This window comes from Crystallibacter degradans, assembly GCF_012952295.1.
Taxonomy (GTDB): domain Bacteria; phylum Actinomycetota; class Actinomycetes; order Actinomycetales; family Micrococcaceae; genus Crystallibacter; species Crystallibacter degradans.
Map to the genome: position 1 here is coordinate 96,755 of NZ_JABBCH010000011.1, position 26,522 is coordinate 123,276.

At 60.2% G+C, this 26,522-nt stretch carries 20 protein-coding genes and 1 tRNA gene; 11 read left to right on the top strand and 10 right to left on the bottom strand.

The genetic code is table 11. The features are described 5' to 3' along the window. Nucleotides 1–31 precede the first annotated feature (31 nt). Both HGO92_RS16385 and HGO92_RS16390 read left to right on the top strand, forming a co-directional pair. On the top strand, nucleotides 32–2,068 hold the full coding sequence (locus HGO92_RS16385; RefSeq protein ID WP_346768989.1) for a DUF6541 family protein: 2,037 nt from the start codon (nucleotides 32–34) through the stop codon (nucleotides 2,066–2,068). A gap of 17 nt (nucleotides 2,069–2,085) precedes the next feature. Next, the gene (locus HGO92_RS16390; protein ID WP_169996685.1) at nucleotides 2,086–2,556 is read left to right on the top strand and encodes an OsmC family protein; all 471 of its coding nucleotides are present in this window, start codon (nucleotides 2,086–2,088) and stop codon (nucleotides 2,554–2,556) included. Nucleotides 2,557–2,627: 71 nt separating this feature from the next. On the opposite strand, the gene HGO92_RS16395 is transcribed toward HGO92_RS16390, so the two are convergent. Beyond that, nucleotides 2,628–3,071, bottom strand: a complete 444-nt coding sequence (locus HGO92_RS16395) for an SRPBCC domain-containing protein (RefSeq protein WP_169996687.1) — start codon at nucleotides 3,069–3,071, stop codon at nucleotides 2,628–2,630. A 266-nt stretch (nucleotides 3,072–3,337) separates the two neighbouring features. Here HGO92_RS16395 and HGO92_RS16400 point away from each other — a divergent pair, with 266 nt between their 5' ends. Continuing rightward, a complete protein-coding gene (locus HGO92_RS16400) occupies nucleotides 3,338–3,757 on the top strand; it encodes a globin (RefSeq protein WP_240974700.1) in 420 nt (139 codons plus the stop codon). Between the two features lie 37 nt (nucleotides 3,758–3,794). Here the strand turns inward: HGO92_RS16400 and HGO92_RS16405 are convergent, their stop codons facing one another. Together HGO92_RS16405 and HGO92_RS16410 are read right to left on the bottom strand one after the other, a co-directional pair. After that, nucleotides 3,795–4,436 (bottom strand): DUF8185 domain-containing protein, encoded by a 642-nt coding sequence (locus HGO92_RS16405; RefSeq protein ID WP_169996764.1) that lies wholly within the window; start codon nucleotides 4,434–4,436, stop codon nucleotides 3,795–3,797. A 19-nt stretch (nucleotides 4,437–4,455) separates the two neighbouring features. After that, nucleotides 4,456–4,944: an acyl-CoA thioesterase gene (locus HGO92_RS16410; RefSeq protein WP_169996691.1), complete on the bottom strand. Its 489-nt coding sequence runs from the start codon at nucleotides 4,942–4,944 to the stop codon at nucleotides 4,456–4,458. 124 nt (nucleotides 4,945–5,068) lie between these two features. Between HGO92_RS16410 and HGO92_RS16415 the strand changes: the two genes are divergently transcribed. Then, a complete protein-coding gene (locus HGO92_RS16415) occupies nucleotides 5,069–5,971 on the top strand; it encodes an acyl-CoA thioesterase (RefSeq protein ID WP_169996692.1) in 903 nt (300 codons plus the stop codon). Nucleotides 5,972–6,103: 132 nt separating this feature from the next. Here HGO92_RS16415 and ettA read toward each other — a convergent pair whose 3' ends face one another. The 3 genes from ettA to HGO92_RS16430 all read right to left on the bottom strand — a co-directional run bounded on the left by ettA (nucleotide 6,104) and on the right by HGO92_RS16430 (nucleotide 8,997). Beyond that, nucleotides 6,104–7,786, bottom strand: coding sequence for an energy-dependent translational throttle protein EttA (ettA, locus tag HGO92_RS16420; protein WP_169996694.1), 1,683 nt, complete (start codon nucleotides 7,784–7,786; stop codon nucleotides 6,104–6,106). Between the two features lie 106 nt (nucleotides 7,787–7,892). Further along, the gene (locus HGO92_RS23825) at nucleotides 7,893–8,396 is read right to left on the bottom strand and encodes a DUF6993 domain-containing protein (RefSeq protein ID WP_240974693.1); all 504 of its coding nucleotides are present in this window, start codon (nucleotides 8,394–8,396) and stop codon (nucleotides 7,893–7,895) included. Between the two features lie 34 nt (nucleotides 8,397–8,430). Next, a complete protein-coding gene (locus tag HGO92_RS16430) occupies nucleotides 8,431–8,997 on the bottom strand; it encodes a single-stranded DNA-binding protein (protein WP_169996696.1) in 567 nt (188 codons plus the stop codon). Between the two features lie 195 nt (nucleotides 8,998–9,192). Here HGO92_RS16430 and HGO92_RS16435 point away from each other — a divergent pair. From HGO92_RS16435 to HGO92_RS16460, 6 genes are all read left to right on the top strand, one after another. Next, nucleotides 9,193–9,265, top strand: a tRNA-Arg gene (locus HGO92_RS16435). A 69-nt stretch (nucleotides 9,266–9,334) separates the two neighbouring features. Then, nucleotides 9,335–11,272, top strand: coding sequence for a glycosyltransferase (locus tag HGO92_RS16440; protein ID WP_169996698.1), 1,938 nt, complete (start codon nucleotides 9,335–9,337; stop codon nucleotides 11,270–11,272). A 61-nt stretch (nucleotides 11,273–11,333) separates the two neighbouring features. Continuing rightward, entirely contained in the window at nucleotides 11,334–12,740 is a 1,407-nt protein-coding gene (gene uxaC, locus HGO92_RS16445; protein ID WP_169996700.1) for a glucuronate isomerase, read from the top strand. Continuing rightward, nucleotides 12,737–14,179, top strand: coding sequence for a mannitol dehydrogenase family protein (locus HGO92_RS16450; RefSeq protein WP_169996702.1), 1,443 nt, complete (start codon nucleotides 12,737–12,739; stop codon nucleotides 14,177–14,179). The genes uxaC and HGO92_RS16450 overlap by 4 nt, the downstream gene beginning before the upstream one ends. A 104-nt stretch (nucleotides 14,180–14,283) precedes the next feature. Further along, entirely contained in the window at nucleotides 14,284–15,513 is a 1,230-nt protein-coding gene (gene manD / locus HGO92_RS16455; RefSeq protein ID WP_169996704.1) for a D-mannonate dehydratase ManD, read from the top strand. After that, a complete protein-coding gene (locus HGO92_RS16460; protein ID WP_346768990.1) occupies nucleotides 15,510–16,019 on the top strand; it encodes a gluconokinase in 510 nt (169 codons plus the stop codon). Before manD ends, HGO92_RS16460 begins: the two co-directional genes overlap by 4 nt. On the opposite strand, the gene HGO92_RS16465 is transcribed toward HGO92_RS16460, so the two are convergent. Further along, nucleotides 16,016–17,059: a substrate-binding domain-containing protein gene (locus HGO92_RS16465; protein ID WP_169996770.1), complete on the bottom strand. Its 1,044-nt coding sequence runs from the start codon at nucleotides 17,057–17,059 to the stop codon at nucleotides 16,016–16,018. The two genes, HGO92_RS16460 and HGO92_RS16465, sit on opposite strands and share 4 nt — an antisense overlap. Nucleotides 17,060–17,155: 96 nt before the next feature. Between HGO92_RS16465 and HGO92_RS16470 the strand changes: the two genes are divergently transcribed. Beyond that, entirely contained in the window at nucleotides 17,156–20,032 is a 2,877-nt protein-coding gene (locus HGO92_RS16470) for a GH25 family lysozyme (protein WP_169996706.1), read from the top strand. Here HGO92_RS16470 and HGO92_RS16475 read toward each other — a convergent pair. Genes HGO92_RS16475 through HGO92_RS16485 form a run of 3 tightly spaced genes read right to left on the bottom strand, consistent with a single transcriptional unit; the run spans nucleotide 20,029 to nucleotide 26,494 of the window. After that, entirely contained in the window at nucleotides 20,029–21,480 is a 1,452-nt protein-coding gene (locus HGO92_RS16475) for a glycosyltransferase family 2 protein (RefSeq protein WP_169996708.1), read from the bottom strand. The genes HGO92_RS16470 and HGO92_RS16475 overlap by 4 nt on opposite strands. 41 nt (nucleotides 21,481–21,521) lie before the next feature. Beyond that, nucleotides 21,522–24,968, bottom strand: a complete 3,447-nt coding sequence (locus HGO92_RS16480) for a CDP-glycerol glycerophosphotransferase family protein (RefSeq protein ID WP_169996710.1) — start codon at nucleotides 24,966–24,968, stop codon at nucleotides 21,522–21,524. After that, entirely contained in the window at nucleotides 24,968–26,494 is a 1,527-nt protein-coding gene (locus tag HGO92_RS16485) for a stealth family protein (protein ID WP_169996712.1), read from the bottom strand. The genes HGO92_RS16480 and HGO92_RS16485 overlap by 1 nt, the downstream gene beginning before the upstream one ends. Nucleotides 26,495–26,522 lie beyond the last annotated feature (28 nt).

Here is a 26,522-nt window from a genome sequence, read left to right on the forward strand (position 1 = left end):
GAGGCAGTGCACCGGGCTGTGAGGTGAATCTATGTCCTGGGTTGCGATCGGCCAGCTGACCGCACTTCTCGCGGTCTTCTACTTCCCTGGGTACATGGTCCTGCGCGGGCTACGGCTCAACCATCTGAGGGCCTTGGTCCTGGCTCCCGCGGTCTCGGGGTCCCTCGTAGCTGCCGGAACCTTGCTGTGCCGGATCACCGGTATCCGCTGGGGTCCGTCGATGCTCCTTGCCGTCAGCTTGCTCGCTGCCGTTATCGCTGCCTGCCTCTACCTGCTGATCCGGCCAAGGCGGATGCCGCACGCTGAGCCAGGGCCCCCCTGGCCAACGAAGCTCCTCGTAGCCGGCTCGCTGATTGCTGCAGCTGTACTCAACGGGTGGACCATGCTCGATGCGATGAACAACGTCGATAGAGTCAACCAAGCCTGGGATCCCAGCTTTCATGTGAACGCACTCCGCTGGATCAAAGAAAACGGGCAGGCATCGCCTTGGGATATCAATCCCATCTACAGCCAGGGAACAGGCTCTTTCTATCCCGCCGGCTGGCATGCGCTGGTGGCGCTGCCGCCGGGTGACGTCGTTACCTCAGCGAACCTGGCCACGCTCATCGTGGCGTGCGTCGTGTGGCCGACTTCGCTGACATACCTGGCTGTGGCCCTCTTCCCACAACGAAGACTCACATGGGTGCTGACGCCGGCCGCGGCCGCCGGCGTCATTGCGTTTCCCATCATTCAGCAGAGCCGCAGTGCACAATGGCCAAATGCGTTGGCGGTGGCCTTGGTGCCGGCAATCCTCGCTCTGGGGATCGAGCTCGCTGCTAGTCTGCACCAGCAGCGCACAGCCCCACCCGTGGATGTTCGGTCCACGCATCCGGACGGACGAAACCAGACCGTGAAATCACTAGTGCTCGTGCTGGCGACGGCGAGTGCGGCCTGGATTCACCCCAGTGCCATTTTCGCCCTGATCGCGCTGGGCTGTATCTACGTGCTGCGGTACATCGTCCTGATGTGCAGGGCCAGCTGGTTGCAGGACCGGCGGCACGGACGTCTCTGGGTTGCCTTCTGGGCCCTTTGTACAGGTAGCGCAGTCTGGCTGATCAGCACCTCCCCCATTGTGGCTGGCATGGCGGATAACACTGCCGTCACAGCACCGTTCCCGGACGCCGCCGAGCGCCTGTTTTTTGATCTTCCCAGGTCCCCTGATGACGAGCGGATCCAGCTGCGTGACTACAACTTCTGGATCGGCCCGCTGGTTATCCTCGGCGCCTTCTGTGCACTGCGGCGGAAAAGAAGCTGGCCTGCTGCCGTTGGCCTTGGCGTAACTGTTGTTCTCTACCTGGCCGCCCTTCACCCTGCCAGACCGCTCTCGTGGATGACCGGCCTTTGGTACCACGACGCCGTCCGTATCGCTGCCGTCTCCGCCGTCGTCGCCTGCGTCTTTGCCGCTTATGCCCTCGATCAAATTTTCACGGCGCTGCTGTGGTATGTGCCGGTCAATGGAAGACGTGCGGCCGCGGCTGCCATCGTAGCCGCGACCGTCTGCACTGTAGTGGCTACGAATGCCTTCCGCTATGACACGCGTCAGGAAGCGGCAGTGCCTCACTATGACGTTGAGTCGGACGAGTTCGGGCGGAGCATACTGTCAGGCGAGCAAGACTTCATCAAGTCGTTGGCCGACGTCCTGCCGGCGGACGCGACCGTCATCGGGGACCCGTTCAACGGATCGACGTTCATTTATGCGCTCACTGGACGACATGTCGTCTACTCCCAGTACGGGTTTGCAGACCGCACCGCGGACGAGAAGTTCCTGCGGACACGCTTCCGGGACATCCATCGCGATCCGGAGGTGTGTGCTGCCTTGAAGCGAACTGGTGCAGAGTACGTGTACTTAGGCGGTGCCGAACGGGCGCGGCAGTTCAACCCCTACCTTCAGTGGCCCGGCTTTTATGACGTGGACGTTTCTCAAGGATTCGAGTTGTTGGCATCTGCCGAACACGCCGCGCTGTATAAAATCACCGCGTGCAACCGCAGGAGCATGAAGCAACGCATCGGCTCCCGGCACATTACCTGACGTGCTTTAATCCGGTCATGGACCTCAGTAACCACCGCTACCGTATCTCGCTCGCCTGGACCGGCAACCGTGGCGAAGGCACGTCGTCATACCGGAGCTATGGACGTGACCACCTCATCACCGCGCCGGGGCTTCCGGATCTCGCCGGCACCGCCGACCCGACCTTCCATGGGGACAAAGACCGGTGGAATCCGGAGCAACTCCTGCTCACCGCACTGGCTCAGTGCCACATGCTCTCCTACCTGCATCTCGCCGTGAAACACGGCATTGTAGTGACCGACTACACGGACGACGCCGAGGGCACCTTGCGCCTGAACCGGGACGGCAGCGGCGAATTTACGTCCGCAACGCTTCGACCGCGCGTCACGGTTGCGGACCCGGCCCATAACGAACTGGCGCAGAAGCTACACCACGACGCGAACCAAGTGTGCTTCATTGCCCGCAGCGTCAATTTCCCGGTATTGCACGAACCTGTCACCATGAACTAACCCCGCGCCTCTGCCCGGCTGCGGCCAACACAGGATGGAGCTTGGCCAGGCAACGCGCCCGTGCGGTATCTTCAGCGGCGGCGGGCCAGATCGCTCAACGTGGTGAACCCGGCGCGCCACGCCGTAAGGTTCAACGCGGCCAGTTCACGGGCCTCCACCATCGACCCGGCGATCTGCTCGAATCCATGCTCGGTCACGAAGAGCCTGGTGCCGGTCCCCTCCGGCTCCAGCCGGAAGGTCACCACGGTACTGGCACCCAACTGTGGTTCCGTCTCAGGTTGCGCGGCATAGCGGTACTGGAAAAGTCCGTACGGCTGGACCTGCAATACCTTTCCAAGGAAGCGGCCATGTTCGCTCCACCGGTGTTCGATCCGGCCGCCGTTAACCGTTTCGCAGACCGCACCGTCGAACGCGTACCAGCGCCGGATAGCGTCGGGATCGGTCAGCAGGCTCCAAACCCTCTCGGGCGGTGCGTCGATAACCAGATCATGTTCTATGCTGATGTCCTCATGCATGATTGCGCCCTCCTGATCATCACAACAACTCCCGCTGCCACCAGACTAAGTCCTCTCCACCGCTCCGGATCCGGAGCCCCGGGGAATTAGCTGCAACGGGCCAATGTTGGAGACAATGGGACCCGACACCAACGAACAGGCTGCCAATAGTTATGACTGACAAAGATCTCCCCTCTGCCCCGCTGCCAGAGGCTACCCCTGCCGCTGCCGAAGGCGGTACAGCGGCCATCCCCCTACAGTCGCGGTTCGGCCAGCCCATCGCGACACTGCAGCCGGCGGCACGGGCTGCCAACGCGTTCCAACAGCCGGAGTACACGGACAACTTCTATGATGCCGTGGGCGGACACGCGACCTTCGTAAAGCTCGTCGACGTTTTCTACGAGGGCATCGCCGAGGACGAAGTGCTCCGGCAGATGTACCCGGAGGAGGATCTGGGGCCTGCCACGGAGCGGATGCGGATGTTCCTCGAGCAGTACTGGGGCGGCCCCGGTACCTACAGCGAGCAGCGCGGCCATCCCCGGCTTCGGATGCGCCACCAGCCGTTCAAGGTGGATTTCGATGCCCGCGACCGCTGGCTTTCCCACATGCGCAAGGCCGTGGACTCGCTCGAGCTGCCCCCACTGTACGAACAGACCCTATGGGACTACTTCGAGCGGGCAGCCCACTCGATGGTCAACAGCGCCTAGCTCTCCTGACTGGCATTTCCGCCGCCGCGTGCAAGGTCTAAAGGGACGCACCGCTGCGGACCAGCACGTGGCCGCGGGCGGTGGACAGCCGCAACCAGCGGCCACTGCGGAACAGTGCTGCCGGTTGATCATCAAGGAAGCCTAGTGTCAGCGCCGCGAATGCTGCACCGGCCGGCAACGCCACGCTGACCGACGGCAACGACCTGCCCCATACGGCGCTGCGCGCATTATTGACAATCAGCTGGCCCGGTTGCGCCGGAACGGCTGCAGCAACTTCCCGGATGCCGGTCTCGGCGGCAGCCCGCAGATCCGCGGACGCGATCTGTTCCACCGGCTCCCAGCCCGAGCGCGGCGGCAGTACGCCGGTCCAGGATTCCTTGACCTGCATGGGTGGCAGCGGCAGGACCACATCGTTCTGGGCCATCCGTGCCAGCCGGTCGGCCATCGACGCCAGCGATACGGTCATTTCGGCCTGTGCCGGAAGGCCCAGCGCCATCGTCCGCAGACCCAGGATGGTCGGCGTTGCTTCCCCCAGCAAACGTGGCCTCATGAGGCAGACGTAGGCGGCGAGGACAGCGCCGGAGACCTGCAGGTGCACGGCGCCGTCGTCGGCAGCCCGTGCCCGGGTGATGAACGTGCGCAGGTCCGCCGTCACCTGTGGATCGGCCAGGCTCAGCATGATCGTTTCATCCACGGAATCAAGCACCTGCACTTTGCGAAGCACGACGGCGGAAGGGGACTTCCCGTCCCCGGTACCGTTCCAGCGCTTTACGGTACAGCTCCGGCAGTGGAACCGGCCGGCCGGATTCGCGGTTGACGAGCACCATCGTGGTCTCCCCAACGGCGTACGTTGCCGAGCCGTCCTCTTCGGAAACCTTATAGCCCAGGGCAAAGCTGGAGCCGCCCACCTCCGTCACCCAGACGCTGACCCACACCGGCTCCGGCCGGAACAGCAGCGGCGCGAGGTATTCAATCTCCTGCCGGCCCACCAAAGTGAAGTTCCCCGCTCCGGCCAGATCGCTCACGGACAGCTGTCCGCCGTCGTCCGTCGTCTGCCCTGACGGGCTGCTGTGCAGCTGGACGCGTGCTGTCTCCAGGTAACTCAGAAAGGTCACGTTGTTCACGTGGCCGTAGGAATCGATGTCGCTGAAACGGAGCTGCAACGGGAACCGGGACACATTAGGCATGAAGCCATCCTCTCAAGCCACAGCCACGCCGCGCGAACCGGCGAAGGTAGTTGAGCCGGACGCCGGTGCGAACTAGTCTCGGAAGGGTTCCATTACTCTCGGGTAACGCCGGCAAGGAGATTCCATGACTGCCTCTGACGAGCGCATTGAGCCCACCGCGGCCTTGCTGCAACTGCTGGACCTCTCTGACGCGGACGGCGCCAATACCGATGAGGACATTTTCGTCGGAATTTCGGAGCCACAGCCCCACGGGCGGGTTTTCGGCGGGCAGGTCCTGGCGCAGTCGATCCTGGCCGCCGTCCGCACCGTGGACGAGGACCGGCAGATCCATTCCATGCACGGCTATTTCCTCCGCCCGGGGGACGCCAACGCACCTATCACCTTCGGCGTGCAGAAGCTCCGCGACGGGCGGTCCTTTTCCGCCAGACGCACCCACGCCTACCAGAACGGCGTGCCCATCCTGTCCATGATCGCTTCTTTCCAGGTTCCGGCCGACGGGGTGGACCATCACGAGCCCTTTCCGGAGGGCATTCCCGACCCGGAGTCCTTGCCGAGCACAGCCGATCTCCTTGGTGAATTCGAACATCCGATCGCGCAACAGTGGGCGTACGAACGGCCCTTCGATATCCGTCATGTGCAGAGCCCTTTGTACATAAGGGCTGAAGGCGAACGTGAACCGACTAACGCGGTCTGGATGAAATCCAAGGGCACGCTTCCCGATGACCTGAATCTGCATCGCGCGGCGTTGGCGTATGCCAGTGATTACACCCTGCTTGAACCGATCTTGCGTCGCCACGGCATAGCGTGGATCAGCCCCGGCATCAAGTTTGCGAGTCTGGATCACGCCATGTGGTGGCACCGGCCGTTCCGGGCAGATGAGTGGCTGCTCTATGTCCAGAATTCGCCGAGCGCGTCCGGTGCACGTGGCCTGGGCGTGGGCCGGGTCTTCAGCCGCTCCGGTGAGCTCGTGGCCACGGTGGCCCAGGAAGGCATGATGCGCATTCCCGTCGAAGCCGTGGACGCATAAGGGCGGTATGACCGGCGAAAAGGGTCCGTCCGGCTGCCAGGCAGCCGGACGGACCCTTTTATTCAGTTGTGCGACATCTTCAGTTGCATCGTGTCCCCGTTGTACCGCCTCAGCAGCCGAGGGATGCTCGATTTAGTCGCGGGTGAGCCGGCGGTGTGTGACGCGGTGCGGCTTGGCGGCGTCCGGACCGAGTCGCTCGATCTTGTTCTGCTCGTAGGCCTCGAAGTTACCTTCAAACCAGTACCAGTTCGCCGGATTGTCCTCGGTGCCTTCGTAGGACAGGATGTGGGTGGCCACCCGGTCGAGGAACCAACGGTCGTGCGAAATGACCACGGCGCAGCCGGCGAATTCGAGCAAGGCGTTCTCCAGGCTGGACAGCGTCTCCACGTCGAGGTCGTTAGTGGGCTCATCAAGGAGCAGCAGGTTGCCGCCCTGCTTGAGGGTCAGCGCCAGGTTCAACCGGTTACGCTCACCACCTGAGAGCACGCCGGCCTTCTTCTGCTGGTCCGGGCCCTTGAAGCCGAAGGCGGACACGTAGGCACGCGAGGGCATCTCCACCTGACCGACCTGGATGAAGTCCAGTCCGTCGGATACGACTTCCCACAGCGACTTGTTCGGGTCGATTCCCCCGCGGCTCTGGTCCACGTAGGAAATCCTGACGGAGTCGCCAATCTTCAAGTCGCCGCCGTCGAGCTCCTCGAGGCCAACGATGGTCTTGAACAGCGTGGTCTTGCCAACGCCGTTAGGGCCGATGACGCCGACGATACCGTTGCGAGGCAGGGAGAAGGACAGTCCGTCGATCAGCGGGCGGTCGTCGAAGCCCTTCTGCAGATTCTTGCCTTCAACGACAAGCTGGCCGAGGCGGGGGCCCGGCGGGATCTGGATCTCTTCGAAGTCAAGCTTCCGGGTGCGGTCCGCTTCGGCTGCCATTTCCTCATAGCGGGCCAGACGTGCCTTGGACTTGGTCTGGCGTCCCTTGGCGTTGGAGCGGACCCATTCCAGTTCGTCCGACAGACGCCTGGCCAGCTTGGCGTCCTTCTTGCCTTGGACTTCGAGGCGGGCGCGTTTCTTCTCCAGATAGGTGGAGTAGTTACCTTCGTAGGGGTAGAGGTGGCCCCGGTCCACTTCGGCGATCCATTCGGCCACATGGTCAAGGAAGTACCGGTCGTGAGTCACGGCCAGCACCGCACCGGCGTAGGACTTCAGGTGCTGTTCGAGCCAGAGCACGCTCTCGGCGTCGAGGTGGTTAGTGGGCTCGTCAAGCAGCAGCAGGTCAGGCTTCTGGAGGAGCAGCTTGCACAGCGCAACACGGCGGCGCTCACCGCCGGAGAGTACCGTGACGTCGGAGTCGCCGGGTGGGCAGCGCAGGGCATCCATGGCCTGTTCGAGCTGGGAATCGATGTCCCATGCGTCAGCGGCGTCGATAGCCTCCTGCAGTTTGCCCATCTCGTCGAGCAGCTTGTCGTAGTCTGCATCTGGGCTGGCCATTTCTTCGGAGATCTCGTTGAAGCGCTGGATCTTGCCGTAAATTTCGCCGACGCCTTCCTGGACGTTGCCCAGGACGGTCTTCTCTTCGTTCAGTGGGGGCTCCTGCAGCAGGATTCCCACTGAGTAGCCGGGGCTGAGCCGGGCCTCACCATTGGACGGTGTGTCCAGACCAGCCATGATTTTCAGGATGGTGGACTTACCGGCGCCATTCGGGCCGACAACGCCGATTTTGGCTCCGGGATAGAAGGACATGCTCACGTCATCGAGGATGACCTTGTCACCAACGGCCTTGCGGGCCTTGGTCATTGTGTAAATAAATTCCGCCATGCCCATAAGGCTAGTGGGTGGCGGGGCAGAACTCACATTTGAGGGCGCCGTCTGCCATGGTCCACGGCCGCCGTTCGCGTGCAGTTAGACGCTGCAGCCGCTGCGATCAGGAGCCATAGCCGACAAAGCAGTTCCCACCGGGCAGAACCGGCAGCACTGACATCGCCACCTCGCCTTCACGGACCTGCCCGATGATGCATTGCTCATCTACCGGTGCCGCAGCCTCGATCGCGTCGACCGCCAGGCCTGTAGGAGTGATATCGGCCGAGACCTCGATGTCGTCCTCAGCGAATCCGGCCTCGGTCATCGCCTTGAGCATCTGCGACTCATTTGGCCGGGGCGAGGAAGCGGCGAGTTTCTCCAGCTGCTCGCGCACATGCCTTTCGGCTACCTCTACGGCCGACGCTTCCGCCGTCTGGACTGCAGGGTCAGCGGTTTCAGTTGTGGCCGGCACAGTCTCGGCGGCAGACACATCGCCGCTTTCCGGTGACGCGGCGGCACCCGATCCGACAGCCGAGCATCCGACCAACGCGAAACCGGCGGCAAATAACGACGCGGCGCCAGCAACGCGCGCTTGAACTGAACGTCCCTGTCGGTGCAGATTTTTCACGCTGTCATTCTGTCACGGCCCGGCTCCGACTCTTCTATCCCGCCATCCGCAGGCCGTTCTCATCGCGTTCATCAATCAAAATCGAGTTGTCATCGTTGAACTCAGGAACTGCCTCCGCTGAAGTATCCGTTCCCCAGTCATATACCTCTCCCGTGCCGGCGTTGACGCCGGCCGGGGACCTCTGTTCCGCATCGGGGAGGGGGCTCGCTGAGAGCTGCTGGGTTTGCGGCTCCTGCCTCGGTGGAATACTCCGAACGAAATTCGCTGTTCCCCAGAACAAGTCATGACCGAGCGACTCCGCGTCGATCTCACAGGCCGTCCCCTGCCGCCCGTCGTCGCTGGTCCATTGGCGGAGCCGCAGCTTGCCAGTAACGATGACATGTTGGCCCTTCCTCAGGCTTGATCCGATATTCTCGGCCAACTTCCGATAGCACTGCACCGTGTACCAGTTGGTCTGACCGTCTACCCATTCCTGGGTTTCGCGGTCAAATCGCCGCTCTTTGGAAGCTAGCCGGAAATCAGCACAGGCAGTCCCGCCCTTGGTCGTTCCGGCCTTGATGTCGGTTCCTATAATTCCCCGAACAGTAATGATGTCTGTCATGATCCTGCTCCTCCTCACGATGCCGGCGGAGTTGCCGACATCCCCAGTCTGCGAATGCCTCCTGTCGGAAAGTAGCCGTACCGGCACGTTTGTGGAGTGCGGGACACCGCGGACCGTTGTGCAGGACAAGTAGCGACTTCGAAGAATCGCAGGCGAGAGGATAAACTTGCTGACTGGCGGAGCGATCCGCCGCCCGCCTCGGTAGCTCAGCGGATAGAGCAGGAGCCTTCTAATCTCTTGGTCGCAGGTTCGATTCCTGTCCGGGGCACGCATAATCAGCATTGCCTGAAAGGGCGCATCGGGCGCACTTGCAGTCGGCCGGGGGTATATTTCGAGCATGCAGACGCACGTCCATTTCCCTGTGAGCACGCTTGCTCTTCAAAGAGGCGGCCTGGTGAAGGCCGTGCGGAACCGTGCAAGCGCCCTCGCGGAAGAAGGCTCTTTCGCAGGAATCCATATCGATGTACTCGGTTTCCAGCCCCGTCTGTCCAGCACCGTCAAGATGATGAAGGATTCGGGCCACCTTCACCCAGCGGTCCAGGTCAACAGTGTCCTGTACTCGTTGGACCCAAGTCCGGAGACGGAACGGCGAAAACCATCCTTCCCATTCCGGGACAGAGGGCTTACGGGCATCAAGGATGGTGGTAATCCCCGATCAGTACGGTATTTCCGGGACGGCTTGTTGGAGATGCTTGTGCGCACTGATTCGACAGGAACGCCTGTACTCATCGACTACTTCAATTCAGAACGTCACCACGTCAGGCGCGACGAGCTGGATGATGCGGGCAGATTGGTTCGGGTTGTTCATTTCCCGATTAGCACTGAAGAGGCCAAGGTCCAACGCTATATAGGCCGTGACGGACAATGCTTTCTAACCGTTTGGCAATCAGCAGGCAAGAATGACTGGCAACAAGGCTTCCTCTTCGGCCCCAAGCCCCGGAGTTTTCCAGAAATGGGAATCCTATATACGCACGCTCTCGAACAGCTTCTGGCGCAGCACGAGAGCGTTGCCATCACGTCGGAATTCCGGGAAAACCTGGACATCCTCCGCGACCAGAACCTGGATGAAGTGGTGGCATCCATACGGCACCCTCATCTGCGAAAAGTGGTAACTGCGCATAGCAATCATCTTGAACCTCCTTATACCGCCGGCTCCGGCGTAAGCGGCAACTGGCGCAGACTTGCTGATCGCCTCGATGAATTCGACGCGTTGGTGCTGTTGACCAACGCTCAGCGGGAGGACATGGCAGCGGATTTCGGCCACGAGCAATTGCTGGAAGTCATTCCCCAAGTGGCTCCCCCGTGCAAGGAAGCCACCGTCCCAACGGACCCCAACCGACTGGTCCTCGTGGCCCGAACACACCCGAAAAAACGTGTCGACGAAGCTATCAGGGTCTTCCGAAAGGTCCTTGACGGCAATCCAGACGCAATCCTTGAGGTATACGGCTTCGGATACAAAGACAAAGAAGAACGCAAGATCCACCAGCTCATAGCCGAGTTGTCGCTCGAGGATAGCGTGCGTTTCATGCCGTTCACCAGTAATCCGGACGACATTTACGCTACGGCTTCCGCGACCCTGCTGACCTCAGCATCTGAGGGTTTTCCCCTGATCCTGCTCGAAAGTATGTCTTACGGGGTCCCAGTAGTAGCATATGACTCCAATTATGGACCGCGGGAAGTGATTGTCGACGGCGAGAACGGCTACCTGGCGGACTTCGCCGACAGTGATGCCCTTGCTAAGAAGATCCTGCTGCTAATGCAGGACCCCGGTCTCCGTACCAGGATGGGAGCGGCTGCCAAAGAGACGCTCAGCCGCTTCGATACAAAGCGCTTCGTTGAAAACTGGAAGCGCGTCCTGGCCGCTCCCCCACGTCCGGAACGTGTTACTCGCGTCGCCACCGACGCCGTGGTAGAGCACGCGGAATGGCGTGGAAAGACTCTGCTCGTGCGGGCCCCACACGGAACAGCCCCCGGTACGGAACTCATCTTCCGCCGTCGGCACACAGACGATGTCACGGTGGTGCCGGCCTCCAACGGAAAATGGCTGGTGGAGCTGCCTGAGAGCGAGCCCGGTGATATCTTCGACGCTTTCATCCGGCTCGCCGGCCATAGCGAGAAGCGTATGGCTTTCGATATCGTCGATGTCATCCAGAGGCCACCTATGCAGATCTATGCAACCGCACACGGTTCATTCTCCGTGCGCCACATCAACAATGGTTTGGTCGCCAAGGGACGCCGTTGGCTAAAACGGAGAATCCGCCCTCAAGCGCAGTAGTCCGCCGCCAACAAGTGGCAACTCGTTGACCGCACTTCACGTGCATGGAAACGATAGTGCCATGTCAATCTCTTTAGCCGCCGAACCCGATCGGCTTCTACCTGCTGAACCCGGCGTCCGAAAGATCGCGCGCGGGCTCCTGGAACTTGTTAATGACCTGCCCATCATTTCTCCGCACGGTCACGTGGACGCCGCTGTCCTGGACAAGAATTCTCCCTTCCCTGATCCTGCAACGCTGCTGATCAGCCCCGACCACTACGTCACCCGGCTCATTCATGCCAGCGGTGTCCCGCTCGATCGGCTGCGCGTGGGAGGATCCACTGCGGCCTCTCACCGCGATGTATGGCGGGAGTTCGCCAAGGCTTGGCCGTTGTTTGACGGCACCGCGTCCGGATACTGGCTGCGGTCCGAATTCGAACATGTCTTTAAGCTCGAACAGGAAATCTCCGAAACAACCGCCGACGCCACTTTCGATGCCATCCAGAACAAGCTCAGCGAACCCGGTTTCCGCCCGCGTCAGCTCTTCGAGGACTTCAACATCGAGGTCCTTGCCACGACTGACGATCCCCTCGACAGCTTGGAGTCCCATGCGGCCTTGGCCGCGGATGCCACGTTCCAAGGTCGGGTTCTGCCTACGTTCCGTCCGGACGCGTACTTGAACATCAGCCATCCGACATGGGTCGAAAACGTCGACAAGTTGATTACCACCGCCGGCGACGGTACCAACGGATACGCGGGTTACATCCGTGCACTGGAAAACCGCCGGCAGCACTTCGTCGAACACGGCGCCGTCTCCGCCGACCACGGAGTACGTACGCCGCAGACTCTCAAACTGGACCGCGCGGAGGCGGAAAGCCTTTTCAACAAGGCCCGCCGCGGGGAAGCCACCGACGCCGACCGCGACGCTTTCGAAGCCCACATGATGTACGAGATGGCTCGCATGTCAGTCCAGGACGGTCTGGTCATGACGGTCCACCCCGGCTCATTCCGCAACCACCATCTACCGACCTTCGAAAAATACGGCGCTGACACTGGCCACGACATCCCCTTCGCCGTCAGCTACACCGAAGCTATCCGCCCGGTCCTGCAGGACTTTGGTACGGCAGAGGGCTTCAACCTGATCCTCTTCACCTTGGATGAAACGGTGTTTTCACGGGAATTGGCCCCCTTGGCTGGCTTCTACCCCGCCGTCTACGTAGGCGCCCCGTGGTGGTTCCTGGACGCACCGGATGCAATGCTGCGCTTCCGCTCGGCCATCACAGAGACCGCCGGGTTCTACCGTTCATCCGGCTTCATCGACGACACCCGCGCCTTCTGCTCCATCCCGGCCCGCCACGACGCGTCCCGCCGGATTGAAGCTTCATTCCTGGCACGGCTGGTTGCCGAGCACCGAGTTTCCGAGTCCCGTGCCGCCGAGCTCATCGTGGATATTGTCGATGCCGCACCCCGAAGGGCTTTCAAACTGTGACTGCACAAACCGCAACCCAGCCGCTGAACCGGCAGACCTACCAGGCAGGTGATCCAGCGCCGATCCGTATTGTCCACATCGGGCTGGGCGCTTTCCACCGCGCCCACCAGGCGTGGTACACGCACAAAGCCGATGCCAACCACGAATGGGGCATTGCTTCATTCACCGGACGCAGCCCGCAAGCTGCCGAAACGCTTGAGGCCCAGAACGGGCTTTACACCCTCGTCGAGCGGGCCGAAGACGCAGACAGCTTCGAGGTCATCGAAAGCATCAGTGCGGCATACGACGGCGGAAACATTGAGCGGCTCGCGGAGCTACTGTCGCAACCGACGACGGCGATCGTCACGCTGACGGTGACAGAAGCTGCGTACAACCTCGGCTCCGACGGACAGCTCGATCTAACGGCAGAATCGGTAGCCGCCGACGCGGCCTTGCTCAGCCAGTGGTGGAACGCATCAGCAGCGCTCATTGGTTCCAGCGGCTCCGGCCGTCGCGGTGTCCCATCGACCGCAGCTGCACGGTTACTCACTGGCTTAGACGCGCGACGGAGGGCAGAAGCCGGGCCCATAGCCGTCGTCTCCTGCGACAACCTCAGCGCCAACGGCACAGCTGCACGCAACGCCGTACGTGGTCTGGCATCGTCGATCGCACCGGAACTGGCAGACTGGATCGACGCCAAGGTGTCCTTCGTGGATACATCCATTGATCGGATCACGCCGCGGACTACGGATGAGGACATAGCCGGCGTTGCCGCTGCAACCGGTTTTGCTGACCGGTCCCCGGTAGTGACCGAACCGTTCCATAACTGGGTCCTCTGCGGCGATTTCCCTGCCGGCCGGCCGGCCTGGGAACATGCCGGCGCCGTGTTCGTCGACAGGATTGAGCATTTTGAGCGGCGCAAGCTGTGGTTGCTTAACGGAGCCCACTCCCTGTTAGCCTACGCCGGCCAGCTGCGCGGCAGCGACACCGTAGCGCAGGCCCTGCGCGATCCCGCTTGTGCTGGCTGGATGGAAGAATTCTGGAATGAGGCCACAGAACACCTTATAGAGCCGGAGCTCAAGGTCGACGAGTACCGGGCGGCGCTGCTGGCAAGGTTTGGCAATTCACGTATAGCCCACATGTTGGCCCAGATCGCCATCGACGGGAGCAGCAAACTGCGCATGCGTGCCGTCCCTGTGATCCGGGCGGAACGCGCGGCCGGACGACCAGGACAGGCGGCTGCCCGCCTAATTGCCGCTTGGATCGACTACCTGACAAAGGCCAGTAGCGACGGCGCAGGCGTGCGCGATACAGAGGCTGAACGCATCATGCCGCTGCTGGCATTGGATGGGCGGGAACAGACCGCCGCGCTGGTCGCACTGCTGGACCCGGACTTTGCCGCAGAAGACGGCATCGTTGAAATGGTCCATACCCTGCGCGGATCGTTCCAGGACCAGTAACGGACGCTGTGCCGGAAATCCGGCAACTTGTGGCAACTCCTTGCCACCGGGTTTCCGGCATAGCTACGGTTACGTGAAGATTTGAAATCATTGAAAGGCCTATCTTGAAGATCATTGCTGCTGATGTCATTGTGACCAGCCCCAGTCGCAACTTTGTGACGCTGAAAATCACCACGGATGACGGTGTTACCGGTCTGGGAGATGCCACTCTGAACGGCCGCGAGCTGGCCGTGGCGACTTATTTGAAGGAACACGTTGCCCAGCTGCTGATCGGCAAGGATCCGCACCGGATCGAAGACACTTGGCAGTTCCTCTACCGCAGCTCCTACTGGCGCCGAGGCCCTGTCACCATGGCCGCTATCGCCGCAGTCGACATGGCGCTGTGGGACATCAAGGGCAAGGTTGCCGAGCTGCCGGTCTATCAGCTGCTGGGCGGCGCCTCACGGACCGGCCTTCGGACCTACGGGCATGCTTCCGGCCGCGACATTCCGGAGTTGTTCGACTCCATCCGCCAGCATCTGGAAGAAGGATACAAGTCCATCCGTGTGCAGACGTCTGTGCCGGGGATCAAGGCACTCTACGGCGTTGCTGCCCAGGCACAGGCCACGGGTGAGCGCTATGACTTCGAACCCGCCGGCCGCGGAGCGCAGCCGACCGAGGAAGACTGGGACACCCGGGCCTACCTGCGCCACCTTCCTCCCGTCTTCGAAGCGGTCCGTAACGAGTTCGGCCCGGAGCTGCCGCTGCTGCATGACGGCCACCACCGCATGACACCGATACAGGCAGCCAAGCTAGGCAAGTCATTGGAGCCGTACGATCTGTTCTGGCTCGAGGACTGCACCCCCGCTGAGAACCAGGAAGCGCTCCGGCTCGTCCGCCAGCACACCACCACCCCGCTGGCGATCGGTGAAATCTTCAACACGGTCTTCGATTTCCAGACGCTGATCAAAGAACAGCTGATCGACTATGTCCGTGCGGCTTCCACCCACTTCGGCGGCATCTCCCCGCTGAAGAAGGTCATGGACTTCGCCGCCCAGTACCAGGTCAAGTCGGGTTTCCACGGCCCTACGGATGTCTCCCCGGTCGGCCTTGCCGCGCAGACCCACGTCGGGCTGGCTATCCATAACTTCGGTATTCAGGAATACATGGAGCACAGCGAGAAGACCAACACAGTGTTTGAACAGTCCATGGTCTTTGCCGACGGTTACCTGCACCCGGGCGACAAGCCCGGACTCGGCATCGAGTTGAACGAGGAAGCCGCGGCTTCCTTCCCCTACCAACAGGCCTACCTGCCGTACAACCGTCTCGCCGACGGCACGGTGCACGACTGGTGACCACCTCAGGCCCCTACCATGTGGTGCTGATGGGCGTTTCCGGATCCGGAAAGTCCACAGTAGGCGAGCTCCTGGCTGAGCACATCGGCGCGGATTTCATCGACGGAGACGCCCTCCATCCGAGGGCCAACGTGGAAAAAATGGAATCCGGCCTGCCGCTCAACGATGGCGACCGCGAGCCCTGGCTCGAAAAAATCGGCGAGACCTTTGCACAGGCTCCGGGCTCGTTGGTCATTGCCTGCAGCGCCTTGAAGAAGTCCTATCGCGACCTTATCCGGGCCGCTGACGCCTCAGTAGTGTTCGTCCATCTCCAAGGGAGCCAAGAACTGCTCGAGGGCCGCATGACTTCGCGCAGCGGGCATTTTATGCCGCCTTCCTTGCTGGAGTCTCAGCTGGAAACGCTGGAGTCGCTTGATTCGGCGGAGGCCGGCGTCGTCCTTGACGTCGCCGCTTCGCCGGCAGAGTTGGCGCAGTCGGCCAAGCTTTGGTTGGAAAAGACCAGCTAGCGCTTGGCCCGTCTGGCCGTCGAATTACGCACAACCAATCGGGTCGGCAGGACAACCGGCTGACCCGATTGGGACTTAGCCCCCGCGGCGAACGCCAACAGGTTATTCACGGCCGTTGTGCCCAGGGCATACAGTGGTGCCGCGACAGTCGTCAGCGCCGGCGTAATCAGATCCGCGCCGTAGCTGTTGTCGAAGCCCACCACGCTGACGTCTTCGGGAACGCTGAACCCCTGCTGTTGCAGGGCTCGGATGAATCCGATGGCCATCTGGTCGTTGTAGGCAATGACTGCCGACGTACGATGCTGGAGCCACTCGGCTGCTACGTCCTCACCGCCTCGGACAGTGGGCTGAGCCGGCGCTGTGCGCCGGACATTCAGTTCAAGTTCCAGGGCAGCTTCCCGCAGGGACCGCCAACGCATACCGTCTGCCCAGGAGGCTTCCGGACCTGCCAGATAGGTGATTGTCTCGTGGCCGTGCTCGCCCAGATGCTCTGCGGCACGGCGGATCCCCCTGGCGTTATCGGTAACCACGCTGGCAACATCCGCGACTGCCCTGTTCATCACGATCGTCGGTTTCTGCTTGGCCATCATCCGGATGGCCGAATCCGACATACGGGAACTGGAAAGCACAATCCCGTCAACCGTGGACATTGCCCGTTCCAGCGCCTGGCGTTCGCGGCGGTCGGATTCCTGGGTGTGTGCAAGGAGCATTGTGTAGCCGGCTTCGGCTGCCGCAGCTTCAGCGCCGCGGACCATCTCCGCATATACCGGGTTCCGGATGTCGGCGATAACCAACGCGATCATGGATGTACGCGTTCCGCCAGGCTGCCCTGCTCCGTTCATCGGCTTGGACCGATAACCGAGCTCGATCGCAGCCGCAAAAATCTTCTGCGCCGTTTCATGGCTCACCCGGCCCGGCCGGGCAAATGCCCGCGAAACCGTGGACGAGGACACGCCTGCAACCCGGGCGACGTCGTAAATAGTCGGCGGACTCCCCTCGTTCCAAGACGGAAAAGAAACATCATTAACTCTGGCCCCAATTTTCACATTGGTGTTACCGTTAACCGTCGACGACCATAACTGCCGCTCTCTTGGGCAGCCATACCCCGTCGCTTGGGGAAATACCGGAGTAAATCTATGAGCGCTCGCCCACTGTTACATACCCCTTCGACCGCTGCGCGTATCCGGGGAACCGGGATCGCCGGACTGACCGCCCTGACTCTGGCGGTCTCGGGGTTCATCCTCCCTCCGGCCGCCAGCGCGGCTAGCGCAACGCCGCCGGTGGTCGCTACCGAGCCCGCAGAGGCCATGCCGTCTGCTCCGGACAGCACGGCAACCACTGTGCCCACACCTCAGGAACTCCCCCAGCCCTCGCCGGCGGCTGCTACACCGAAAAAATCGAACCCGGCGGAAACGCCTGCAACCAGCCAGCCACAGGTCGGCGAACATCCGGCTCCCCTACACTCCGTTGAATCGACCCAGGATCCGCGGCCTGTGCCCACGGAAACGGGAACGACCAAAATCGACGCTGACATCGAAGTTCCGGTGGAGGAACTCTCTCAGAAACAGCTGCGCGCACTGCTTGAAGTGCTTCAGGGCGACCACGGCGCCCAGATGGGCCATGGACTTGCACAACGGCAGCAACGAGAGGCCGAACTCAAGCAGCCGGAGAAGCAGGAAGAGCTCCAGGAGCAGATGGACGTCCTGGAGATCAACCGGACCAACTCGGTGCAAGCATTGTCCGTCCCCATGATCAACCGCAACAAGTGGAGCCCGGACGGGATCCAGGGCATTGATGTCAGCAGCCACCAGCCCGATGTCAACTGGACCACCGAGTGGAACTACGGATCCCGGTTCGCCTACGTCAAAACCACGGAGGCCCTGTCCTATCAGAATCCAGAGTGGCGGGAACAATACACCGGGTCCTACAACGTGGGCATGATCCGCGGCTCGTATCACTTCGCGATCCCAAATGTCTCCTCGGGCAAGGCCCAGGCCGACTACATGGTCGACAACGGCGGCGGCTGGTCTGCCGACGGTAAGACCCTCCCGCCCCTGCTGGACATCGAATACAACCCCTACCCGGAGCTCGGCAACACGTGTTACAGCATGTCCCCGAGCGAGATGGTCGCCTGGATCAAGGATTTCTCCAACACGATCAAGGCCCGCACCGGTCGGCTCCCGGCCATCTACACCACGGCAGACTGGTGGGACTACTGCACCGGCAACAGCACTGCTTTTAGGGACCATCCGCTCCACGTGGCCCATTACCCCCTGGATGGGTACACCCTGGCCGAACCGCGGCTGCCCGCAGGCTGGTCCGGCTTCGATATCTGGCAGTACAGCTCAAGCGGCCCGTTCGTCGGAGACTCAAACGTCTGGCACGGCACCATGACGCAACTGAGCAATTTTGCCAAAAATGCCAGCGACACCGTTACTACTTCGGTCCTCAGCGCAGCTCCAGGGGACTTGAACGGGGACGGGCGAAGCGACCTCCTCTCCCGGCGCACCGACGGCACCCTTTGGTACTACCCTGGTAACGGCTCGGGCGGCTATGGTTCCCCCACGCGCGTAGGCGGAGGCTGGCAGATTTACAACGCCCTGATAGGCGTGGGGAATTACGACGGCGATTCGCGCCCTGATCTTCTGGCTCGCCGTAACGACGGCTCGCTCTGGTTCTACAAGGGCAGAGGCGGAGCGTCTTTTGAGCCCCGAGTCCTCGTGGGAACCAGCGGTTGGAATCAGTTCAGTGATGTCATCGGAGTCGGCGACATCACCGGCGACGGACGTAGGGACCTTCTTACTATGCGGCCCGACGGAATCGTTTATGTGTATCCGGGACGGGGTACCGGCAGGTCTGCTTCACGAGTCAGGGTTGCCGATGACTGGCAGGAGTATGCCCAGCTGATTGCGCCTCAGGACTTTAGCGGTGACGGCAACGCCGATGTGATTGCGACAAAGCCGGACGGGTCGCTGTGGCTCCTCCGTGGTACTGGCAAGGCCCCCGCGTTGGGCACGTCATTCTCCCGGGAACAACGTATTGGGGCAAGTGGTTGGCAGGCTTTCACGCAAATCCTGGGCGTCTGGGACAACAACAGGGATGGCAAGGATGACCTGCTCGGGATTTATGCCGACGGAGGCCTCGGCTTTTATGAGGGCACAGAGTTCACGGAGCCCGAGGGGTACAAATCCCGCGTCCTGACCCGCAATTCCGGCTGGGAAGTCTACAACCAAATGATCACCCCGGGGGATTTCGATGGCGACGGCAAAGCGGACCTCATTGGCCGGATGGCCGATGGCACATTGTGGTTTATCCCCGGGGATGGGAACGGCAGCTATGGCAACCGGATGCGCATCGGCCACGGCTGGCAAATTTATCATGACATCATCGGAGTCGGGGACTACGACAATGACGGTCATGCGGACTTGGTTGCCCGTCAAAAGGACGGAACATTATGGTTCTATGCCGGCACCGGCAGAGTGAACACGTCTAATGAGGGATACAAGCGTCGTGCGAAAATCGGCACCGGCGGGTGGAATCAGTTCGCCACACTACTCGGTGCAGGAGACATCAACCGCGACGGAAACAATGATCTTCTGGCCGTGAGCCCCGACGGCGCTCTCTGGCTCTATTCCGGCCCAGGCACCGGCCAGCATGGCTCCCGGACGCAGATAGCTTCTGATTGGGATCGGTATAGCCAACTGACGGCAACCGGAGACTACAACGGAGACGGGACGGGCGACATCGTCGCCAGGAAGCCAGACGGCACTCTTTGGTTCCTCGCGGCGAAGTTAGCCTACTCGTCGGGCTGGTTCGCGACAGAACGGCAGATCGGCAACGGTGGCTGGAACATGTTCCACCGCATAATCGGTCCAGGTGACTTCAATGCTGACCGCAGGGTTGACCTGCTCGGCATTGAGGCGAACGGCTCCATGTGGTTCTACGCCGGCACGCAGTTCGAAACCGGAGCGGCAGTGTTACCTCGCAGGATGGTCGGTTCGATCGCAAACTAGCGAAGGTCAAGGCTCAGGTTTCCATGGACGGTTGCATACCCCTTGATACCGTCCCCCTGAACAGGTAATGCCGTAGCACCGTTGACCAGCACGCGCTGCGGAGGACCCGTGAAACCGTTGGCCTTAGCCTCCACGAAACAATCGACGATTTTCCCGGTGTAGTCCTCGAGCAAGGCCTCTGAGACTACACAGAGGTAGCCGGACCCATGAGGATGCGGCTCCAGCGGCAAACGGTCCTCTTTGCCGCCCCCGCGGCTACGGAGGACGGGGGATAATCCTTCAAAGCTGCCATCGGGCTCCATCCGGAATCCCAAAACCGCTGAACGGTGCCCTACGCTAACGGACACGGTATGCGGCACCGCCCGAAGCAGTTGCTCCGCGTCCGCCAAGCTTTCAAGACCTGCAAGGTCACGCACGCGCACCAGCTGCGACCGCTGCCGGAAGATGGGAGACAGCTCGCTCTCCAATCCCTTTGGAACACATCGTTCTGCGAAGTCGGCATGAGCCTGAACCCATCGGCCTCTGATGGACCGCCCAAGTCTTCCGAAACGTTCGGGATCGTAGATCCGCAGGCATTTGCGGCGGTAAAGGTCAAGGACCATAAGGTCGGCGCGGCCGGGATCCGGCTCGTTTTCCTTAATAATCCGGGCGATCTCCCCCACCGACCAGGTGTAGCCCTCAGGCACCGTGCGTTCCGAGCTGATGTTCAGTCCATCGTCGCGTGTCCTGATGAAGTAATAGTCGTAATCGGCTAGGACGGATACCTTGTTGGCGAGCAAATAACATTGCGCCATCACCATGCCGTCTTCCAACCGGACCTTGTCTTCGTGGAATCTGATCTTATGGCGTTCTAGCAATTCGCGGCGGATCATCTTTTGCGGTGAGAGAGTCCCAAGAATCTTGCGCCTGTCGACGTCCAGTTCCGTCGTCTTGAACAGTGACGCCTGTACTCGGCGGCCGTTGACGCCAACAAGCTTGGGCACCAGAACATCCACGCCGTTTTCAAAGGCGTAGTCCACCATGCGCCGCAATGTTTCTGGCCCTAGTCTGTCATCTGCATCGCAAAAGAAAACATAAGGGGCCATGCTTGCGGCGATGCCAACGTTGCGCGGTTTGCCGGGCCAACCGCTGTTTGGCTGATGGATGACACGAAAGTGAGGGTTCTTGCTTGCATAGTCATCAAGAAGCTTCCCACTGGCATCAGTCGATCCATCATCAACAGCAATGACCTCGAACAGCGCCGGATCCAACTCTTGTGCCCGTAGGGAATCGAGCATTTCAGTCAGGTAGGGCATCGCGTTAAAGACCGGTATCACAACGGATACGCGAGCGGTTTCAGCGCTCGCGCTGGGGCCGCTGTCCCCCGGCAGCACCTGCGGGGCCTTGCGCTTGGCGGTAAACCTCTTCATGTGCCGCTGGAGGGCCGCAGCCCGATCCCGGACGGTCATTCATATCCCTTTGCTGGAAGGAGTTTTGGTAACTGGATTGGTTAGAAAAGCTGGTCGACTACGCGTTCTGCGGCATGCCCATCGTCCCTAGGTGCAAATCTAGCCACGAAGGATTCATGCTTCGCTTCGCGTTCAGGATCCGGAAGTGACGTCGCCTCAATCGCTTTATACAGAGACTCCTCGGTTTCAACGATAGGCCCGGGAAGTTCGGTGTTGTAGTCGAGGTAGAAGCCACGGAGCGTGTCCCGGTATAGTTCCAGGTCGTAGGCGTAAAAGATGATCGGACGACGCAATATCGAAAAGTCGAAGAACACCGATGAGTAGTCTGTCACCAAGATGTCACTTGCCAAATATAGCTCCTGAATTTCAGGGTAGGCCGAGACATCTAGGACCGCATCCCGCGCGCTTTCAGGGATTTGAATTTTATTGCTGACCAGCACATGCATGCGGAGCAGAAGAACTGTATCGGTTCCAAACCGTTGGTGAAAGCGCTCCAGTTCGAAGGGCAACTCGAAAGAGAATTTGCCAGCCCCACTGCTTTCTGAATCGCGGAAAGTAGGCGCATAGAGCACTACCCGTTTGTTCTCGGGGATGCCTAGTTTTCGACGCATCTGCTCGCCTATTCCACCGCTCTCTCCGGCGACTAGAATATCGTTCCGCGGATAGCCTTCCTCAAGTACCTTCCCCTCGTATTTAAAGGCGCTACGGAAGACTGCGGTCGCATAAGGACTAGGCGAAAGTAGCACGCTCCATTGCCGCACCGCATTGCTAACCCTACGAAGGTAATCCTCGTCGCGGCCATGGACCTCTGCTAAATCATGGAGCATACGCTTCAGCGGTGTCCCATGCCAGGTCTGGACCATAATGGCATCTTTTCGACGTCGTATATAGTGAGGAAAGTTCTGGTTATTAACCCAGTACTTGGCCTTGCCGAGATACCAGTAGTATTCCGGGGACAGCCTCTTCACCACGCGGGTGTTCGTGTCCCATAGCGGCAACTTCCCCCCGTAGATCCAGATCTTGGTACGCGGGTCTTTTCGCTTCAAAAGCTCTTCATAGATATAACGGGGACTATCCGCGTACTGTTTTCCCAGACCGCTCTCGAAAACGATGAGATTGTCATCCATCGGCGTGCGCAGCACGAACTTGTAGAACTGACGCATGGACGGGAAATAGAAACGGCTTCGTCGAAAGCGATCAAACGCCCGTTCCCCGAATTCCGGGTCAATAAATTTGCGCAATCGGGATTCGGCCGGCTTGGCTTCCCGGACTGCCTCGAAGATTCGACTGCAATTCTTCTGATCGCGATACGTTAGAAAACGCCGAGCACGCCCCACGTAATCCTCGGGCATCCGACATCCCGAGGCTAAGGTTTCAACAAGCCCAGCCATCAGGGAGTCAAGATCAAATGAGATGCGGCCGGGCAGCTCGGCATCGAGGTCGAGGTGAGACCCCCTCCGGCCCAGGAAGCGTTCCCTATCGAACTGGTAATAATGGACGGGCTTCTGCAGAAAACTGAAATCAAAGCCCACGCTAGAGTAGTCGGTCACCATTACTGCGCTTTGCTTAAGCAGGTATTGGACATCCACTTCGCCTTGAGAAATGACACGCGCAGGAACACCCTCGAAGTGGTGGCGGAACTGCTGCATGTTCGGATGCAGGCAGAAAATGATCTCGGCGCCGGACCGCTCCACAAGCTCCCGCAGGCGCGGATCGTGCAACAGTTCATTCCATGCCTGGAAGTACTCCGATTCGATAAATACTGAAGGATCTTGCAGCCAGTCCCGCCAGGTCGGAATGACAAGAATCTGCTTAGGTTTGACCGCTACGTCTCCGGCGAACAGCGCATCGAAGCGGGACAGACCGGTAACGACCACGTCCTTGTCGGCGTATCCGAAGTCGCCAACGATGAATTCCTTCTCACGCTCAGAACTCACGACGAAGACGTCAGTGTCGAAGCCGGGCGCTCTCTTTCCGTAATTGGGAACCATCCATTTGGTTCCCATGACGCCATGCTGGAGAAAGACCTTGACCCCGACCACGGCCCTACGGAACTGAGGAAGCCACGTCGGGTAGAGAAAGTCCGGATGATGCGAACCGATGAACCGTTCCGCTTGTAGGGCGAGTTCAAAGTGGAGTTTGGACCGGTATGCAACGATATTGCCCAATCCGTCCAGGTTTCGGGCTTCGGGTGAGGCAGGATCGATCACATAGTAGGCGTCTATTTCCGGTTTGTGTTCGCGCAGATACCGGAAAAAGTGCAGGCCGGTGTCCTGCGCCTTATAGGGGCGCTCCCCCACCAACCACACCGGTTTGCCTTTCTTCCTCCTGGATATAGGCATCCGTGTCTTCTTCTGCAAATATTCGAAGGCGTCAGTATCCAGCAGTTCTAAGTGGAACGAGGTCTTCTTGGCCTTGAACGTGTAGTACGGGGTGATACACAAGGTCTTATCGCCACGATTTTGCCAGCCGGCCCGTGACATTTTCCGAACCACGTATTTGGTCCTGCCGACCCGCACACGATGGGGATCCTCGGCACCACTCTCGTGGACTTCTAGCCATGCATCGAGCGTATCGTCGGCAGATAGTTGCTCGTTGGAAAAAGTCCCGAGGTCCAGTCGGGCCCGGAGCTTATATTCACGTAAGCCAAAGCGCTTGGCGGTACTCTCCTCATCCAGCTTAATGTTAGTGGCGGCGGCAACGTACCGAAAGCCGCTTTCCCGTCCGACAAGTACAAGTTCGGCCTTGGTAGGACTCCCGTGCCTGGCCACAAGCCGGGCGGAAAGCCGGATCGAGCCACCGGCAACTGACAAACGCTTTACATAAACCGCGTTGTATGGCTTAAGAACCCGGTTGAGGGCCAGAGTAAGGAAGCCTTTGCGGTTGACGTAACCGACCATCGTGTTGTCTGCGGCAGAGACGGTTCGTAGCAAGCCAACCTTGGTACGCCGAAAGCGTCCGAATGCTAGTCGCGCGGTGCACACAGCATCCGGTTCCACCGCGCCCGATTCTAATCCTTCGCGAAATTCCGCAAAGGACATCCCTACTTCAGCCCCACCGGCCACACTGATGTGTCGGCTGTATCGCGGAATATCGATCGCAGAGCACGAAATTTCCAAGAACAAAGGGAGCAATCCATCAGCATCTGAGTCAAGTTCATGATAAATCTGTGCCGTGTCTATCTGCAGAGGCAGGTCTCCCGCCAGCCGTTCAAGGTCCACCGATGCAATGAAGGACTTGTAGCCTGAACCGGGAGGCTTTCCGGTCGCTTCCGCACCAACCAACCTGATCCAGGATTCGCCCGCATGCAGTGCCCATAGGGCCACCGGAGTGAGCCCATGGCTCACCGTGAATTCTGAAGTGAGTATCGAGCCGTCCTGAGAAATGGCTAGTTCGCTTAGTTCTTGTCGCGCCGATCCGGAACCAGGATCCAGAAGACGCTCCACCTTCGACCTAGCTTTTGATAACGCAGATTTCGGATCAGACATTACTCTCCTAGTTCGAAGGAACTGGGGACGGGAAAATAGGCGCGTAGGAACTGCTGCACGAGTTGATCCTGCGCGGCCGGGTCAATGGAGGAACCGCCGATTTCATTGAGACAGAAAACATCGGCATCGCGGTCTCTCAGAAGCCGAAGCATCTTCGCTTGAGCGGATGCCTCCCCTATATCGCAATAGCGGTACTTCAGGGTGCCAGGTACCGCCGCGCCAATCATGTACCCGTAATAGTGGGCCAGCGAGGACGGAATGGATATATCTGACGGACTTCGGAACTGTGACCGGGACGTTTCCGCATGCTTATCGGGAAAATCCAGTTCCAGCTGATGTAACGTACTCACGCGTTCGGGATGAGCAGCGTGTTTGAATTTGAATCGAACTGTGCGGCCAAAGCGTCCCTCAATCAACGCTCGGTTTTGTTTGGCAGCACTGTCGACCGGGAGATCAGCTAAATTCGGCAGCTCTTCATCGACCTCTTGCTCAGAGAGGAAGAACCGGGTGAGCCCACTACCCTCGAAAAACAATTCGGGCTTGACCTGGCGACCGAAGAAGACGTCGTCGTTCAGATAGAGGAAGTGTTCACTCAGCCCGACAATATGATGCAGTCGGGCTTCTATCGCATGTGAGTTGAAAGTGGGCAGCGCGCCTTCCGGGAAAATTTCCCGATGGTCGACCACTGTGACGCGCTGGTTCGAGGCGTCGAGCCATTCCGGAACTTGTCCTGCGGTCACGAGGTAAATGTGGTTGATCCACGGGGCAAAATAATCCAGTGAGCGCAGCGAATAACGCAGTTCGTCGTGTGAGCGGTACCGCTCCTCGTTGGCAGAATATTCATTCAGTCCGCTCAGATGCATCTGGGAAAGCGCGTCAGTCTTTCGCGTTTGCCACTCTGGGTCGCCGCCGTCGACCCAGGTATAGACAGCATCAACTGGTTCCAGCAGCTCAGTAACAGATGCATAATCGGTCTGTCCCGGCTTCACTATGACCTCGCAGCCAAGATCGCTGCCAGCGAGCACCAGGTCGTCAGCCGACTGCGGCTCAAACACAGTTATCTGAGTACTATCGAATTGATCGAGCTCGCGGAGCAACATGGGGCCATTCTGGCGCAGTTTTACATATACAGGACGACCAACAGAGATTTCCTTGAGGGCATCTACCAGTTGCACCAACTGGCCGATACCAACCGCCAACGATGCAGGCTTGTTTGGGTTGGGCTGATCGACCTGATACTCGATGCTGGCGATGTCTGCCGCCAGCAGGACCAAATCACGGTTTGCCCTGATGGCTTCCACAGCTGAAAACCGTTCGACTGGCCGCGTCATGAGAATTGATCCGCCGGATAGCACAGGAACCGTCGGGCCTCTCATGCCTGCCAGCTCGGCGCGAGCCAGAAAACGAGCGGTAGATGAGCGCAATGAAACCTGCAGCCGTGTCCTGCCGTGGAACAGGTCGAAAGCAGTCTGGACGACGGGCTGCGGCAAGATACGTGCAATGGCGCCACGCAGTCCAGCGATCATTAATTCCTTCCGAAGCACAATAGTCCCC